This is a genomic window from Pseudomonas mosselii, from assembly GCF_005796105.1.
In the GTDB taxonomy this organism is placed as follows: domain Bacteria; phylum Pseudomonadota; class Gammaproteobacteria; order Pseudomonadales; family Pseudomonadaceae; genus Aquipseudomonas; species Aquipseudomonas mosselii_C.
On the sequence record NZ_VAUO01000008.1, the window covers coordinates 35,262 to 51,436 of the forward strand.

The window sequence follows — 16,175 nt, forward strand, 5'->3', positions numbered from 1 at the left end:
CTACCTCATGACTTGCGAAAAGCAGGTTAGTTATAGACCGGTGCAGCCGTAGACCGGCGGCTATCGGTGAAAATTCAACTGGCCGTGGGTTGGCCACTGCCTTGGGTGTCCGCCTCCTGATGGGAGGCCCGGCACCCTGCAGGCCCTGCTCCTGGCAGGCCCTGACGAAATCGTTTTGACCCTTGCTGGCCACAGGCTACTAGCAAGCCTAGCAAAGGGTGACAAAGTGTGTGGGCTGCGCGTGCAGCACCCTTCGGCGCGCATTCTAGCGCGCTCGGAGAAAAAGCAAAGCACCAGAAATGCACTAGGGGTTGTAAGTTTTGTACCCACGTCGCGAACACCACCACGAAACCGTTTGCCCGGCCTGAAGCGGCAATTTACAGACAAAAAAATGCCCGGCAAGCCGGGCAAGTTTTTTTGCGTGGCGGTTACAGGTTGTAGCCGCGCTCGTTGTGCTGAGCAAGGTCGAGGCCGACCGACTCTTCTTCTTCGCTGACACGCAGCCCCATCACCATGTCCAGGACCTTGAGGATCACGTAGGTGACGATGGCGGTGTAGACCACGGTGAAGATCACACCCTTGGCCTGGATCCAGAACTGCGCACCGATGTCGGTGACCGCACCGAAGCCGCCCAGGGCCGGTGCTGCGAACACGCCGGTGAGCAGCGCGCCGACGATACCGCCGATGCCGTGCACGCCGAAGGCGTCGAGAGAATCGTCATAGCCCAGCTTGCGCTTGAGGCTGGTGGCGCAGAAGTAGCAGATCACGCCCGACGCCAGACCGATCACCAGCGCACCCATCGGGCCCACAGTGCCGGCAGCAGGGGTGATGGCCACCAGACCTGCGACCACACCCGAGGCGATGCCCAGTGCGCTCGGTTTGCCGTGGCCGATCCACTCGGCGAACATCCAGCCCAGTGCGGCGGCGGCGGTGGCGATCTGGGTCACCAGCATGGCCATGCCGGCGGTGCCGTTGGCTGCGGCGGCGGAACCTGCGTTGAAACCGAACCAGCCGATCCACAGCATGGCCGCGCCGATCAGGGTGTAGCCCAGGTTGTGCGGGGCCATCGGGGTGGTTGGGTAGCCTTTGCGCTTGCCCAGCACCAGGCAGCAGATCAGACCTGCGATACCGGCGTTGATGTGCACCACAGTGCCACCCGCGAAGTCCAGTACGCCCCAGTCCCACATCAGCGCGCCGTCACCGCTCCAGACCATGTGCGCGATGGGCGCATAGACCAGGGTGAACCACACGGTCATGAAGATCAGCATCGCCGAGAACTTCATGCGTTCGGCGAAGGCACCGACGATCAGCGCCGGGGTGATGATCGCGAAGGTCATCTGGAAGGTGATGAATACCGCCTCGGGGAACAGCGCGGTAGCCGACGTCAGGCTGCTGGGCGTCACGCCGCTCAGGAATGCCTTGGACAGGCCGCCGACGAAGGAATTGAAGTTGAGTACGCCTTTTTCCATACCGGTGGTATCGAAGGCCAGGCTGTAGCCGAACACCACCCACAGGATGCTCATCACGCCGGTGATGGCGAAGCACTGCATCATCACCGACAGGACGTTCTTCGAACGCACCATGCCGCCGTAGAACAGCGCAAGGCCGGGAATGGTCATGAACAGCACCAGCGCCGTGGCGGTGAGCATCCATGCGGTGTCACCGGAGTTCAGCGCCGGGGCAGCAGCTTCCTCGGCCAGGGCCAACCCTGGCATTACGAGGGACAATAGGGCTCCTAGCCCTGCGATCTTGCGCAGAGTCATGTTGTTTTCTCCTGGGGCGTTGGGTTTGGTGAGGCTTTTTTGTTGGCGCTTAGATCGCGTCGGTATCGGTTTCGCCGGTACGGATGCGGATCGCCTGCTCCAGATTGACCACGAAGATCTTGCCGTCACCAATCTTGCCGGTGTTGGCTGCCTTGGTGATGGCTTCGATTACCCGATCAAGGTCCTTGTCGTCGATGGCGACATCGATCTTCACCTTGGGCAGGAAATCGACCACGTATTCGGCGCCGCGGTACAGCTCGGTGTGACCCTTTTGCCGGCCGAAGCCCTTGACCTCGGTCACGGTGATGCCCTGCACGCCGATTTCCGACAGCGATTCGCGCACGTCGTCCAGCTTGAACGGCTTGATGATGGCAGTGACTAGCTTCATGAAACTCTCTCCCGATTTGGTGGACTTGCCCCAGGAAAACAAACCCGTCTCAAGTCTAAGCGCAGCGCCTGGCTTTGTAACGCATCGTCGGCTCCATCCTCCCCGCCGAGACACGTTGCGGCTGTGACGAAGGACCTCATGGCTGGGCCTGCGCACTGCATGTTCTCAACGGACTGCATCAGTGCACGGCTCGATCAGGTCGTTGCAGAAACCTTGCCAGGTCCGAGAAACCCCTTAAAAACAGGTAGTTGCACGAAACAGTCGGGATTGGCCAGTCGCCAGCAGGCGCGCGACGCACAAAATCGGTGCGTTACAGGCAGCAGCCCTGCGCAAAAAGTGTGCAACACAAGGGGATACAGGGGCCGTGCTACACTCCCGCCCTTTCAGTGATCAGCGGATAGCCAACATGCTCGCGCCCAAAGCCTTTCTCGATGCCCTGAGCGACCAGGCCTCGCGCCTGTTCAGCAGCGACACTGCACAACCCCGCGCCGAACTCGAAAGCCAGTTCAAGGTGTTGATGCAGGGCGCCTTCAGCAAGCTGGACCTGGTCAGCCGCGACGAATTCGATAGCCAGATGGTCGTATTGGCCCGTACCCGTGCGCGCCTCGAAGCGTTGGAGAAGCAGGTGGCCGAGCTGGAAGCACGGATGGCACCGCCCGCTGCGGATTAACCCTCGCGACACACCATGTTCCCGATGAACGCCGGGGCACGCCCGGCCTTCACATGCACCGTCAGCACGGCGCAGCCAAGACGGGGCCGTAGGCTGATAGCCAAGTCCCCCGGTCTAGGGGAGAAGACTTACATGAAATTTCCTACATATAAGTTACACCATAAAAAATGAAACTTTGTTAATGCCCGATTATGGGTTGACTTACCCGCTATGCTTTCAATAAAGTTCACCCGCCCCGAAAACGGGCGCTTATTTCAACTCACGAAGAATTCAATGGACACAGTATCTAGTCGCTGCCTGGCCGCCCTTGGCTGCCAGGCATCTGAACCGGAACTCCGGGCCCGCCTCCCAGGTCGGGCAAGCCGCGCCAGAGCCTGATGCTCCGCCGTAGCTTGCCACACCGGGTGCCAGCCCGGTCGGAGGCAAGCTCATGAACCTCATCACCTTCATCCGCCATCGCCTGCAGACTCACTTGGGTCCGCTGCACGCGCCTGCCCACGCGGCTTCGCGCCCCATAGATCAGCCTATTACGCGTGGCCCACGACTACGCGTCACCTGGCTGGCGCCCTCCAGCCACGGCCGCTTGCGCCTGCACTGGCAGGTCGACGACAGCCGGGAACCTCCAAGTCGATAGCGCGCCCTGCTCTGCTTTGGCTGACAGGCGCGGTCATTACTGAAACTTGCTGACGTATGTAACAAACCCCGAACTTTAAACAATAAAGTTCGCGGACTCTTATTATCTAAGCATTTACAGAGCGCTCGAAAACATCATGGAATCAGCCAGTAGAACGTTCGCTGCCGATAATAAGACCGGCACTCGCCAGCGAACTGAAAACCGCCGGACATTTGGACAAGACCACCGATCGAACGATTGCGGCCCGACACTCGCGTACTCACCCGCCCCCGCGTGAGCCGGCTGTGTGTCGTGCCGCCTCCTGCGGCAGGAGCACAGCCAATGACCGTAAAAGACCGCAACACCCAAACTCGCGAAACCTACGCTGCCCGCGAAGCACGTAACGGACTTGCCGTCACCTTCGCCAACCTCGACGCCAGCGAACACGGCCTGACCGAGTATGAAGCCGCCAAGCGCCTGCAACGCGACGGTGCCAATCAGATCGCCCACGACAAACCCAAGCCTGCCTGGGTGCAACTGCTGCTGGCGCTGCACAATCCCTTCATCTATGTACTGCTGACGCTCGCCGCCATCAGTTTCGTGACCGACTACTGGCTACCTTTGCAAGCGGGCCAACGGGACGATCTCGACCTCACCAAGGTGATCATCATCCTGAGCATGGTCAGCCTCAGCGGCCTGCTGCGTTTCTGGCAGGAATACCGCTCGGGCAAGGCCGCCGAAGCGCTCAAGGCGATGGTCCGCACCACCGCGACCGTACTGCGACGCGACAGCCACGATCAACCTGCCCGCCTGCGTGAAGTGCCGATGAGCGAACTGGTGGCCGGTGACATCGTGCAACTGGCTGCCGGCGACATGATCCCCGCCGACATCCGCCTGATCGAGTCCCGCGACCTGTTCATCAGCCAGGCCGTACTTACCGGCGAAGCGCTGCCGGTGGAAAAGTACGACACCCTCGGCCACGTCGCGCAGAAGTCCGCCGCCGAGCCGGCCAGCGACTCCGGCAACCTGCTGGACCTACCCAACATCGGCTTCATGGGCACCAACGTGGTGAGTGGGCGCGCCCGCGCCGTGGTGGTGGCGACCGGCAAGCGCACCTACTTCGGCACGCTGGCCAAAGCCCTCGCCAGCTCGCGCAGCCAAACAGCCTTCGACCGAGGGGTGAACAGTGTCAGCAGCCTGTTGATTCGCTTCATGCTGGTGATGGTGCCGGTGGTGTTCGTGCTCAATGGCGTGGTCAAAGGTGATTGGGGCGATGCCTTCCTGTTCGCCCTGGCGGTGGCCGTGGGCCTGACCCCGGAGATGTTGCCCATGATCGTCAGCGCCAACCTGGCCAAAGGCGCCATCGCCATGGCCCGGCGTAAAGTGGTGGTCAAGCGCCTGAATGCCATCCAGAACTTCGGCTCGATGGACGTGCTGTGCACCGACAAGACCGGCACCCTGACCCAGGACCGCATCATCCTCGAACACCATGTCGACCCCAGTGGCCGCAGCTCTACGCACCTGCTGGCGCTGGCCTGGCTCAACAGCCACCACCAGAGCGGCGTGAAAAACCTCATGGACCAGGCCGTGCTGCGCTTTGCCGGCGAAAACCCCGAGTTCCAGCCGCCACATGCCTACACCAAGGTGGACGAGCTGCCCTTCGACTTCGTCCGCCGCCGCCTGTCGGTGATCGTCAAGGATGCCCTGGGCACGCACCTGTTGGTGAGCAAGGGCGCGGTCGAGGAAATGCTCGCCATCGCCACGCACCTCGAACAGGACGGCCAGCGCCTGCCACTGGACGAGGCCCGGCGCCAGCAGCTGCTGGCAACCGCCAGCCGCTACAACCAGGATGGTTTCCGCGTGTTGCTGGTGGGCACCCGGGAAATCCCCACCCAGCAACGCAAGACGCAGTACCACACAGATGATGAACGTGAGCTGGTGATCCGTGGCCTGCTGACCTTCCTCGACCCGCCCAAGGAAACCGCAGGCCCCGCCATCGCAGCCCTGCGCGAGATGGGCGTGACGGTGAAAGTGCTCACCGGAGACAACCCGGTGGTCACCTGCAAGGTCTGCCGCGAGGTGGGCCTGGAGCCCGGCGAGGCCTTGCTCGGCCAGGACATCGAGCACCTGGACGACAGCCAACTGCGCGCGCAGGTCGAACAGCGCACGGTGTTCGCCAAACTCACGCCGCTGCAAAAATCGCGGGTGCTCAAAGCACTGCAAGCCAATGGTCATACCGTCGGTTTCCTCGGCGACGGCATCAACGACGCCCCGGCCCTGCGTGATGCCGACGTGGGTATTTCGGTGGACAGCGGCACCGACATCGCCAAGGAGTCAGCCGACATCATCCTGCTGGAAAAAAGCCTGATGGTGCTCGAAGAAGGCGTGCTCAAAGGCCGCGAAACCTTCGGCAACATCATGAAGTACCTGTGCATGACCGCCAGCTCGAACTTCGGCAACGTGTTCTCGGTGCTGGTGGCCAGCGCGTTCATCCCGTTCATGCCGATGTTGGCGATCCACCTGCTGCTGCAAAACCTGATGTACGACTTCTCCCAGCTGTCGCTGCCCTGGGACCGCCTGGACAAGGAATTCCTGCGCGCACCGCGCAAATGGGACGCTCGCAACATTGGCCGCTTCATGCTGTGGATCGGGCCCACCTCGTCGATCTTCGACATCACCACCTTCGCCCTGATGTGGTACGTCTTCGCTGCCAACAGCGTGGAAATGCAGGCGCTGTTCCAGTCTGGCTGGTTCATCGAGGGGCTGCTGTCGCAGACGCTGGTGGTGCATATGCTGCGCACCCGCAAGGTACCGTTCTTCCAGAGCACTGCCGCGCTGCCGGTGATTCTCGCCACGGGGCTGGTGATGTGCCTGGGCATCTACATCCCGTTCTCGCCGCTGGGGGCGATGGTCGGACTGGTGCCACTGCCGTGGGACTACTTCCCTTGGCTGGCCGCCACCTTGCTGGGGTACTGCCTGGTGGCCCAAGGCATGAAGAGCCTGTACATCCGCCGGTTCGGCCAGTGGTTCTGACCTAGCGCTCGTTGCAGCAGGCGTGCAGGGATGCCGCCGCGCTGCCGATCCGATCACCGGCAAAACCTCGATGCACTTTTTCAGGCGGCGTGCCACACCGGCCAACTACGCTTCGCCAAGCCGCAGGATGCGGCTTTTTTCTGGCAAACCCCGGAGTGCCCATGTCCCTTGCCCTCGTTCACAGCCGCGCCCAGGTCGGTGTGCTGGCCCCCGCTGTCAGCGTCGAAACCCACCTGGCCAACGGCCTGCCCTCACTCACCCTGGTTGGCTTGCCCGAGGCCACAGTCAAGGAAAGCAAGGACCGGGTGCGCAGCGCCATCGTCAACGCCGGGCTGGACTACCCCGCCCGGCGCATCACCCAGAACCTCGCCCCCGCCGACCTGCCCAAGGACGGTGGGCGCTACGACCTGGCGATTGCCTTGGGCATCCTCGCGGCTAACGGTCAGGTGCCGGTGGCCACACTAGACGACATCGAATGCCTGGGCGAGCTGGCGTTGTCCGGTGCGTTGCGCCCCGTGCAGGGCGTACTACCCGCCGCACTGGCGGCGCGCGATGCCGGGCGGGCGCTGGTGGTGCCACGGGAAAACGCCGAGGAGGCCAGCTTGGCCAGCGGGTTGGTGGTGTACGCCGTGGGCCATCTGCAAGAACTGGTGGCGCACCTGAGCGGGCAATTGCCGCTGGCGCCGTATGCGGCCAATGGCCTGTTGCTGGAGCAACGCCCCTACCCCGACCTGAGCGAAGTGCAAGGCCAGGTGGCCGCCAAGCGCGCGCTGTTGGTGGCTGCGGCCGGAGCGCACAACCTGCTTAGATTGTGTAATAATGCACCAAAACCACAACGAGCATCCCCAATGAAGCCCAAGGCGTACAGCTACATTCGTTTCAGCAGCCCTGAGCAAGCGAAGGGGGATAGCTACCGGCGCCAGCGAGCAGCGGCGTTAAAGTACTGTGCGGAAAATGGCCTAGAGCTGGCCGATACCAAGGAGTACAGATTCTTTGATTCTGGAAGGTCCGCTTACACGGGCAAACACATCAGTGACGAAGGCGAGTTCGGCCGTTTCCTGAGTCTGGTTAAAGAGGACCGGATCAAGCCCGGCTCGTTCCTGCTTGTCGAGTCACTGGATCGGCTATCTCGTGACAAGGTGAACATTGCCCTGGGACAGCTCCTCAATCTGCTGGGGACTGGTATCAAGGTTGTGACCCTATCGGATAAACGAACCTATTCAAACGACTCTCCTGATCTGGCAACCGAATTGATTGTCAGCATTGCCGTGATGATGCGGGCACACAATGAGTCGAGCGAGAAAGGAAACCGGGTAGCAGAGGCTTGGCGAAAGAAGCGGGAGCTTGCACGATCGGATAAGACCCCAAACGGGGCTGCGTGCCCCTATTGGTTGAAGCTCGTTGACGGAGCTCATCAGCCCGTTCAAGAGCGTGTCGATGTGATCCGCCGGATCTTCGATATGACAATCGCGGGTTACGGCCAAACAGCGATTTCTCGAAAACTTAACGAAGATGGGATTCCAGTCTTCGGAAGCACGCGTTCGACGAGGGAAAAACCAAGGAACAAGAGCGGCTTGTGGGGCACTAGCTCTGTACAAAAAATCCTACAGAACCGAGCGCTGCTGGGCGAGTACCAGCCGACGCACTTAATAGGGCGCGTCCGGCAAAACGACGGCGACCCCATCCAAGGCTACTATCCGGAAGTCATCACCCAAGATGTGTTCTTGCAAGCGAAGGCTGCACGAGCACAACGGCAAACCAGCGGATCTACCAAGCAGTCGAGGAACTTCAACATTTGGCAGGGCATTGCCAAGTGCCAGCTCTGTGGCGATGCGATGCACTTGATCAACAAGGGACGGCCACCAAAGGGTTACACCTACCTGCAATGCTACTCAACCAAAAAGGGCAAGTGCGGTAACGGCAGCATCCGAATCGAACAGACTGAAGCCGTCTTCAAGGAAATCTTAACCAACGTGGACAGCATGTCGCTGATTCACGGACGAAGTGCCGAGGTACGCAAAAACCTAGAGGTCGAAGAAGGCAAGCTGGCGTTGATAGCCAACAAGCTTGAGCAAGCAATCGAAGCGCATACTGCCTACCCCTCGCTGAGTGGCGCCAAGCTGCTTCACGACTTGGAAGAAGAACACACCAAAATATTGGCTGCACGAGATGACCTGAGAGGGCAGCTGGCGTCGCATCGAGTTATCAACAAGGACGACTATTTCGAGCAACTTGATCTTGTAACCTACGAACGCAGGGCAGCTGCCAACGGCCTGCTAAAGCGACTGGGTATTCAGGTGCAGCTCAAACGCGATAACCCGAGCCGCTTCCAGTGCCGTGTGCTGGACAAGTCTGACGAAGCAACCACTGACGAAATACAGCAGATACTGTTCGGTGTCTTGTACGAAGACGGAAAGGTAACCACCCAAGCCCTAGACCCTGATATCTTCAATAGACAGGTCGAGCAAGGTGTAATCAGCTCCATTGCAGCCATCCGCGAACAGGAAGAAGATGGCGTCGGCTGGCAGTGGTTTAGCGGTAAACTGACACGATAATGGTTTGGGCAGAGGAAAGTACCAACACACAACAGGGCAGAGCTTGCCCTTCCCTAACGCTGCTCGGTGGCCGACAAATATCACCAATACATTAGGGCGGGAAGATTGAACCAAATGTGGGTCGGTGCCTAACCCCTGCGTCTGCTTGCAGCCAGCCCACCCAGCACTTCTACCGAATATCGCTGGCACGAAAAAGCCGCCTTGATGGCGGCTAAGAGCGTAAGCGTTTGATGGCTGACCCAATGGCTTCCGCGTTCGTATCGAGCGTCTGAAGGGCTCCCAGCACATTATGGTGGATGTGTGTCGAGCCACGCTGGCTGATCCATAACGAGACTTCTTCCAGAGCCGCCCTTATGGCGATCTGGTTTAGCATCAGAAGTTCAAGCGTGTCGGCGGTAGTAGCGGCCTTCTCATCCATGTCGAGCGTCCTATCTACGTAGTGGGGTTCTGCAAAAGCTCTCGCTTGATACGGTATACCGTGGCTACGCCTACATCCGCAATCTTGGCAATCTCTTCAATCTTGAAGCCATCCCGCTTCAGCAGGTCGGCCACCTTGTTCCACATCTTCTGATCTCGCCCCTTGCCGCCTACCTTTTCGCCACGAGCACGTTTCTTGTCTAGTCCCTGCTTGATTCGTTCAACCCGCTTCTCCTGGTCCAGGCGTGCCATAGTTGCCATCAAGTCGATCAGCATGCTGTTGATCACCTGCATCACCTGCCCCGTGATCCCTTTGTCGTTGACGAGCATATGGCTTGTGGGCAGATCGGCCACTACCAGTCGCAAGCGCTTGGATTCAATCACGCCCTTCAGGTGCGACCAGTCTTCCTGTGAAAGGCGGGATAGGCGATCAACCGACTCGACCAGCAATACGTCACCAGCAGAGGCGGTGTCCAGCAGGCGAGATAGTTCAGGGCGCTCCAGCTTTGTACCGCTCACGTTCTCTGCATAGATGCCAGCCACTTCCAGGCTGTTGTTCTTGGCGAAGTCCAGAAGTAGTTGCTTGGCTCGTTCTGCATCTTGATCTTTGGTGGATGCACGGAGGTAGAGATGGGCGTTGATCATGGATATTATCCTTTGTCCAAGATTCCTATGGACTAATGATAATCTATCGGTTGCCTATGTTTCAACTGTTGAATGATAGGTTCGGGTGTGGAGTTATCAGCGTCTCGGATAGCTCTACTCATTTGATAGGGCCCTGTCGAGCAAAGCACCATGCCACGAGCGGGGTTATGTCAGTGGCTGCTATCGAACAAAGCAGCCTTCATCAACGAGAGCTATCGGCCAAAAGCTGCCAGTCATGGGACCTCCCGCCCCAGGGCTATCCCGCAATGGCAGTCAGCCTCCGCCTATGCTGTGGCTGATATACAAATTGTTAGAGCGGTGCTAGCCTCCCCATATAACAATAAGAGCCTTCCTCCTATTTGCAGCACTCTTTAGCCTGCCTAGCTAGGAGCGCAAATTCTCAAAATCCTAGACTTTGAGCTTTCCGCTGAGCCACCAGTCTAGGTAGACAGGCAGAGACGTAGCAGCCCACGTTCGGCTATCGTCCTCATGGCTCCAAACGAACACGTCATTCCTACGTATGATTCCTGCTTGAATAGAAAAGGCGAATTGATCGCCGTTTCCAGCATCAGCAAAGAAGAGAAGACAATCAAACGGCATGTACAACTCTTTGAACTCGGTATTTTTTCTAAAACTCAGGTTATCTTCAATTATGCGGTTGAGCGACCAGACAAGACCGAGACCATACTCACCTTCGAGGCCGTCGGACTCTAGTAGAAGATTTTGTAGGTCACTTGGGAATCTGACGCCAATAGCCTTTTCAGCGGTTTGAATGGCTTCTTCAGATGCGCCGCTGCTAGTGGTTATGGCGCCACTGTGTCTTTCGAAAAGCTCCTGCCACATTTTATCAATTCCATGTGATGCCTACTTCAATGCGCTCCGCGAAGCGAGAGCTGTGTGAGGGAGTTATACACTGAATAGCCCCCTATTTCGTAGATGCACCGGTCATCAAGACTGTCCGCTTCTGGCCGATTCCTGCCCTTCACGAATGGGTCGATAGCTGCCGGTCGCGGTGCGAACCCTGCGCCGTGTCTCGGGGTAAAAGCTCACCAACAATGCCTCAAGCTGTATAAGCCATGTATTTTGTATGGTTTTTTTCGGCGATGGCCCACTCTGCTTAACCCGTGTGCGGCGAACCCCAATGTTTCCTGGGCTCCGGACGAGTGCAGTAGCTCAAGGACTGCGATGACGACGAGCAGGAGAGTAGTTGTGCATTGGTTTAGGCAATAGATAGCCGAGCCAGAGTTTCCCGCTCACATTCCCTCGAACAGAGCTGAGATGGACACGCCCAGGGCGTCAGCCAGTACCTTGATGGCGTTGATGGACGGGTTCGCACCGCCCGTCTCTATGCGGGACATGTAGGTCCTGGCGAAGCCGCATCGATCTGCAAACGCTTCCTGGCTCATGCCCATGGCAAGCCGCAGCTCCCGAACTCGGATGCCGAATTGATGCTGAAGCGCTGGGGAGGGAGGTGGTGCAGGCATTCCCCAATGCTGGGTTCATGTGATGTAATCGTGAACACACTAATCGTGACATCCGAGGGTTGGCCCCGCTGATGTCCAAAGGATCGAGGCTATGACCGAATTGGCTACACAATCCCCTACATCCCCCGCTGCGGTGTTCTTCAAGCCAGAAGCCATGGCGCACTTAGTCAGGTTGGTGCTCACGGATCGTTCTGCTGCTGCAACCCTGATTGCTCTTTGGTCGAACGTGGGAGAGGGTGGGACAGTGCGTGTGACACAAGCAGCCATCGCCCATGAGTGCGACATCACCCTACGCAGGCTCTCTAAGGACCTCGCCTATCTTGTTGATGGCGCTTGGATCGAGTTGGTGGAGGTGAGCTTCGAACCGGGTGGTCCGCTTGTATGCGTCGTTAACAAGTCCATCCTTCAGATGATGAAGCCCGAAGAGCTGGCTTGACGGTGCTGCTGGGCTGAGCAGGGCTAGTCTTTGGTCTACGCGGCGTGAGAAAAGCGTTCTGCTGCAATTGGCGGGAACTCTAGCCATGCGGGGAAGCGCTTGAAGGGCACATGCCAAGTTGTATAGCAAGGCTGCTCTAGGTACGCCTGACGGGCATGCTCCACCGCATCGGTAAGACTGTCCAGCACGGCATTATGAGCATCAAGTACCTGCTCTTCAGTGCACAGCCCCACGTCCAGCAGGGCTTGCCATGTTGGTTCAAGCGAGGCGTACAAGTTGTCGATGTAGGTCAGCCAGTCTGAACCATTGTCCTCCCAACTCCACTGGTCCGGAGCGGCAACTACTGGATTCAATGTCCTAAGGATAAGACGCTTCAGCACCCGGTTACGGATGTGGTCACGATCAATGTCCAGCCCCTGCAATACAGCTTGAGCCATCGGGACGATGCCCGGCTTCAGCTCTCGGCCCTTCACGTCATATACACCGTTAAGCAACCCATCCAAGTCTTCTGAAAGCAGGTGGGCCGGTGTACGCCACGGCTGGCCCTGATACAAGTACGACAGCGGCGACCAGACAGCACTGCCAATCTTCAGGAAGCGTGGGCGTGCTGTGCCTTGTTTATCATTGATCTGAACAAGGTAGATGCCTAACACATGCACCAGCGTCAACATGAATCGGCAGTTTTCCCGGTGCTGGCCATCCGACAACACCTCAACGAAACGTGCAAGTTCGTCGGCTAGTACGCCCAGCTCTGAATCTATGGGGCACTTGCTATAGTCGGGGGCTCTAACACTGGTCCGCCCCTGCTGGGTGGCATCCAGGATGTGCAACTCTTCAAACGTCAGAAGCTTGAGGTCAGCCAGCGTATACAGCTGGCCCAGCGGATTGTAGCCGTTATCGTCCGAGAGCAATTGCTCCTGCCGCCTGAATATGCTATTAGCCAGACGCAGGCGCTTTGTGCGTGGCGGAATCTTATCCAGTTCGTCTAGAAAGATATCCAGCTCAGGACCAAGGAAGTCGCAAATCTTCTGTAGCACCTGATCTTGGGTCATCCTCTTGGTGACGTCCCACTTCCGCTTACGCTCTGACAATGGAATTGAGGCGCCAGCCCAAGCGTTTACCGGCTTGTTGCCTTGCTTCTGGTTGAGTCGGCCTATACCAGTGAATAAGTTCTCCGGGGTAGTCAGGCCAACACTACCATCACGACCAACAAGAGGCTGAACGTGGCAAAGATGATATATATCTTTGCCGTGCTCACTGCCAGCCCAGCCGAATCGGCGCTCCCGGTAGTTGTACAAGTCATGAAGAGCGTGAAGTTTTGCAGCAGTCATCCCCTGATAGGTTTGAACTGTTCCCGCTCGTCTAGGATGGCTTAGAAGAAAGTAACCGAGGCCACACTCCTTCATTCGTTCGGTACGGCGCTCAATCTTCTTCTCTCTGGCTGTTAGGGTTGGAGCTTTCTGCTTCCGCTCTGCTGCTTTTGCACAAGTTCGAGTGCATGTTACTCGCCCGCCTGGCCTACGCTTGAACATCATGCCGCAATGAGTGCACGGGTACTCAAGTTGCTTTTTGCTGTTCTCGGTTGTTGCCATCGGTGTCCACGCTTGTAGGGATCAAGTTGTTAAGGCTGGCCAGTGTGATAAGAACATTCAGGCCGTGGGTTGGGTTGGTAATGCCACGCGATACCATAAAGGCAAGCAGGCGCGCACTAGCAGTTTCATTCAGTGAAATCCGCATATTCGTAATTCCGTAAATTAAGAGTTTTGTAAGACTGAAGAGAGGGAGGCCGCGTGGCAGTAAGGCTGCAGCCAGATATTGCGACAAATGCGTACCTACCTCGCATGAACCCTTAGCTATTATCCACCTTGGCCAAGATATCCATAACAGCTTGCTGGGTAACTCGCCAGTCAAATGCCATCTGCTCAATTGTGTAATACCGACAATTCTTGAGCACATAATCTACTAGTGCGACCTCTTCTACAGGCGTCAGTTGCAATATCTCAGGGACTACTGGCCTAGGGAGAACAGAATAGATATTGATGGGCTCGTCGTGTTTAGCTAGTCCAAGATACCGAGTCAATCGAGATTTCCCTGCAGGGTAAAACTCAATGTCATCAGTATTGCTCGGCATCGCTGACGAGTGAATAACACGCAAGATAGTGTTGGACTTTTTCTGTACTGCAAAGTAATTCAAATTTACTTCCTTTTAATATGTGTTTAACCTCACCCCCAATAACCGTATAAGTAGACGGGAACGCCCAAGTCCATTGCGAGCCTTGGTTTTTTATTCTGCTGTCATGTTTCACTGCACACTATCTGGCAAGTACGCATTGCTGAAACGAACGAAAATAGAGCAGGCGAGAAGAGACTTGCCGAAACTATTCGTGCTCAGAAGTTTAGAGATTTGGTAAGAAATGTGTTGCGATAGAGTTGGTGAGAAGCCCAACCGAAAGAGATAGTCCCACGATTTCCTATCCTGTCAAGGGGTTTCAGGCATTCATCGCAAAATAAAGTTTCGGGCGTTTCGGGGTAAGTATTCACGGAGCTGGCGACTGTATGAATCGTAACGTCCCCTATTGTACAGCCCGAGAACGGAGCTTGTGCTGTAGGTGCATATGCTTACAACCTGCTGTTCACCGGCCCTCCAGGCACCGGCAAGACCCTGCTCGCCAGCCGCCTGCCCGGCCTGCTGCCGCCGCTGGACGAGCGCGAAGCCCTGGAAGTGGCGGCGATTCGTTCGGTCAGCGGCCACGCGCCGCTCGACAGCTGGCCGCAGCGCCCATTCAGGCACCCCCATCACTCCGCCTCCGGCCCCGCACTGGTCGGCGGTGGCTGTAGGTTTCTGAAATAGATGCGACGCTTCTGAAATAATTGCGACGAAATTCCGCAGAGATTGATAGGCGGATGCAGGACTGGGAAATCCACGCGCTCGCCACGCAGGATGACCTGAGCGGACGCTTACAATAATGGCTGCGTCCGAATCTTTCAGGACAATCGTCCTCATCCATAGCAAAAAGTAGGCATTGATAGTGTTTTTCGCTACTCGACCCTATCTTTTGCTACGTTTGGGATGTGAGGTGCGCTGGCGCATTGAGACCCAGCCGCGCGCATGCGAAGCTGAACGCCCTTCCAAGAGTTTTAGACAGAGACCAAACCTCCTGGTTGGCTATCCGATCATCAGTAGTGCTGAATACAGTGCAGCTATCGACTAGATTCAAATTCGACAATTATCTTACTATGCTTATCCACCATCGACCTTGAATGCCGTAAAGCTGCTATTTTAAGATGCTCCACCAAGCTTCTCCCATGATAAGTTTTGTTAAGAACTGCTGAGTCTACACAGCTCGCATGTCGAGATTGAACTCCTCCTGAATCAGTTATTTTCTTAACTGAGACTTCAGCCTGCCTACTTAGCACCTTGTGCGCCGAGTCAGAAATAGTTTTACCAATTTCCAGAGCAGCCTCCGATATTATCAAAAGAACTTCTTCACCAAATGAAATAGCTTCATCCCTTGTTGGGATATGCCCTTTATGAACAGAAGAGTTCCTCAACTTAACCTGAGACTGCGTGAGAATTCTTGGCCGGCCCTTAAAATGTATAGCATATAAATAGATGTACGCGCCTAACTGCCGTTCGGATTGGGTGGAAATTTCCTTCCAACAGCTACCCTCTTCTTTCTCCGGAAGTCCGTAATGTAAGGCTATCGCCCGACTGGCGAACTCGTAAAATCGTTCAAGACTTGCAGCGAAAGAGGTTATCGCCTCCCTATAATAGCCATCGATAATAGAGTGAACGCCAATCTCAAATAGGATATCGTGCTTAGACATATTAATCGAAACGGCTGACGAATGACCAAACACACACTTCACCTCATAGGAGACCTCATTAGTCAACTGTACCGGATAAGTAGAAAGCCGCTTTTTAGTTCCTGGGCAGTCGGGCTTCTCCGATGACTTTTCGTGACGCGCCTGCTCGTCAATACAGTCCGGACAATTTAGATATATCTGCATAACAACCACCCTCTAATTACGTGATTTTGTCTAGATCTAGCTGAAAAACAGTGAGCCAAGCACTCGCTGGGCAATATAGGTATCGCCGGAAGCTTGCAAGCTCTCTAAACGGTGCTTCACAAGCATGAAAATTATTTTCAGAGCAGTAAAACAATCCAAC

11 protein-coding genes and 3 pseudogenes are annotated in these 16,175 nt (G+C 56.8%); 6 read left to right on the plus strand and 8 right to left on the minus strand.

The window, feature by feature from the left end; all coding sequences use genetic code 11:
* Nucleotides 1–428: 428 nt before the first annotated feature.
* Nucleotides 429–1,763 (minus strand): ammonium transporter, encoded by a 1,335-nt coding sequence (locus FEM01_RS16790; RefSeq protein ID WP_138220615.1) that lies wholly within the window; start codon nt 1,761–1,763, stop codon nt 429–431.
* 49 nt (nt 1,764–1,812) lie between these two features.
* Complete coding sequence (gene glnK / locus FEM01_RS16795) at nt 1,813–2,151, minus strand: P-II family nitrogen regulator (RefSeq protein WP_002555808.1); 339 nt, start codon at nt 2,149–2,151, stop codon at nt 1,813–1,815.
* Between the two features lie 406 nt (nt 2,152–2,557).
* Between glnK and FEM01_RS16800 the strand changes: the two genes are divergently transcribed.
* The 4 genes and pseudogenes from FEM01_RS16800 to FEM01_RS16810 form a co-directional block, all read left to right on the plus strand.
* Nucleotides 2,558–2,821, plus strand: a complete 264-nt coding sequence (locus FEM01_RS16800) for an accessory factor UbiK family protein (RefSeq protein WP_138220616.1) — start codon at nt 2,558–2,560, stop codon at nt 2,819–2,821.
* Between the two features lie 955 nt (nt 2,822–3,776).
* Nucleotides 3,777–6,467, plus strand: a complete 2,691-nt coding sequence (mgtA, locus tag FEM01_RS16805; RefSeq protein ID WP_138220617.1) for a magnesium-translocating P-type ATPase — start codon at nt 3,777–3,779, stop codon at nt 6,465–6,467.
* 161 nt (nt 6,468–6,628) lie between these two features.
* Nucleotides 6,629–7,273, plus strand: a pseudogene (locus FEM01_RS24430) (magnesium chelatase domain-containing protein); the annotation flags it as partial.
* Nucleotides 7,274–7,339: 66 nt separating this feature from the next.
* Nucleotides 7,340–9,022, plus strand: a pseudogene (locus FEM01_RS16810) (recombinase family protein); the annotation flags it as partial.
* 211 nt (nt 9,023–9,233) lie between these two features.
* Here the strand turns inward: FEM01_RS16810 and FEM01_RS16815 are convergent.
* From FEM01_RS16815 to FEM01_RS16830, 4 genes are all read right to left on the minus strand, one after another.
* Nucleotides 9,234–9,440, minus strand: a complete 207-nt coding sequence (locus tag FEM01_RS16815) for a hypothetical protein (RefSeq protein WP_138220619.1) — start codon at nt 9,438–9,440, stop codon at nt 9,234–9,236.
* Nucleotides 9,441–9,454: 14 nt separating this feature from the next.
* Complete coding sequence (locus tag FEM01_RS16820) at nt 9,455–10,081, minus strand: recombinase family protein (protein WP_138220806.1); 627 nt, start codon at nt 10,079–10,081, stop codon at nt 9,455–9,457.
* A gap of 411 nt (nt 10,082–10,492) precedes the next feature.
* Nucleotides 10,493–10,927, minus strand: a complete 435-nt coding sequence (locus tag FEM01_RS16825) for an SMI1/KNR4 family protein (RefSeq protein WP_138220620.1) — start codon at nt 10,925–10,927, stop codon at nt 10,493–10,495.
* Between the two features lie 410 nt (nt 10,928–11,337).
* Nucleotides 11,338–11,568, minus strand: coding sequence for a helix-turn-helix domain-containing protein (locus FEM01_RS16830; RefSeq protein WP_138220621.1), 231 nt, complete (start codon nt 11,566–11,568; stop codon nt 11,338–11,340).
* Between the two features lie 91 nt (nt 11,569–11,659).
* On the opposite strand from FEM01_RS16830, the gene FEM01_RS16835 reads away from it, so the two are divergent.
* Nucleotides 11,660–12,004 (plus strand): hypothetical protein, encoded by a 345-nt coding sequence (locus FEM01_RS16835; protein WP_138220622.1) that lies wholly within the window; start codon nt 11,660–11,662, stop codon nt 12,002–12,004.
* Nucleotides 12,005–12,039: 35 nt separating this feature from the next.
* Here the strand turns inward: FEM01_RS16835 and FEM01_RS16840 are convergent, their stop codons facing one another.
* Nucleotides 12,040–13,596: a hypothetical protein gene (locus tag FEM01_RS16840; protein ID WP_138220623.1), complete on the minus strand. Its 1,557-nt coding sequence runs from the start codon at nt 13,594–13,596 to the stop codon at nt 12,040–12,042.
* Between the two features lie 1,019 nt (nt 13,597–14,615).
* On the opposite strand from FEM01_RS16840, the pseudogene FEM01_RS16845 reads away from it, so the two are divergent.
* Nucleotides 14,616–14,843: pseudogene (locus FEM01_RS16845) on the plus strand (ATP-binding protein); the annotation flags it as partial.
* 362 nt (nt 14,844–15,205) lie between these two features.
* Here the strand turns inward: FEM01_RS16845 and FEM01_RS16850 are convergent.
* Nucleotides 15,206–16,015 carry a hypothetical protein gene (locus tag FEM01_RS16850; protein ID WP_138220624.1) on the minus strand — a complete coding sequence of 270 codons (810 nt, stop codon included), beginning with the start codon at nt 16,013–16,015 and terminating at the stop codon, nt 15,206–15,208.
* Between the last annotated feature and the right edge of the window lie 160 nt (nt 16,016–16,175).

What these genes read in the sequence shown, in the direction of transcription:
- FEM01_RS16790 (WP_138220615.1), bottom strand. Translation starts at nt 1,763, where the DNA reads ATGACTCTGCGCAAGATCGCAGGGCTAGGAGCCCTATTGTCCCTCGTA.
- glnK (WP_002555808.1), bottom strand. Translation starts at nt 2,151, where the DNA reads ATGAAGCTAGTCACTGCCATCATCAAGCCGTTCAAGCTGGACGACGTG.
- FEM01_RS16800 (WP_138220616.1), top strand. Translation starts at nt 2,558, where the DNA reads ATGCTCGCGCCCAAAGCCTTTCTCGATGCCCTGAGCGACCAGGCCTCG.
- mgtA (WP_138220617.1), top strand. Translation starts at nt 3,777, where the DNA reads ATGACCGTAAAAGACCGCAACACCCAAACTCGCGAAACCTACGCTGCC.
- FEM01_RS16815 (WP_138220619.1), bottom strand. Translation starts at nt 9,440, where the DNA reads ATGGATGAGAAGGCCGCTACTACCGCCGACACGCTTGAACTTCTGATG.
- FEM01_RS16825 (WP_138220620.1), bottom strand. Translation starts at nt 10,927, where the DNA reads ATGTGGCAGGAGCTTTTCGAAAGACACAGTGGCGCCATAACCACTAGC.
- FEM01_RS16830 (WP_138220621.1), bottom strand. Translation starts at nt 11,568, where the DNA reads ATGCCTGCACCACCTCCCTCCCCAGCGCTTCAGCATCAATTCGGCATC.
- FEM01_RS16835 (WP_138220622.1), top strand. Translation starts at nt 11,660, where the DNA reads ATGACCGAATTGGCTACACAATCCCCTACATCCCCCGCTGCGGTGTTC.
- FEM01_RS16840 (WP_138220623.1), bottom strand. Translation starts at nt 13,596, where the DNA reads ATGGCAACAACCGAGAACAGCAAAAAGCAACTTGAGTACCCGTGCACT.
- FEM01_RS16850 (WP_138220624.1), bottom strand. Translation starts at nt 16,015, where the DNA reads ATGCAGATATATCTAAATTGTCCGGACTGTATTGACGAGCAGGCGCGT.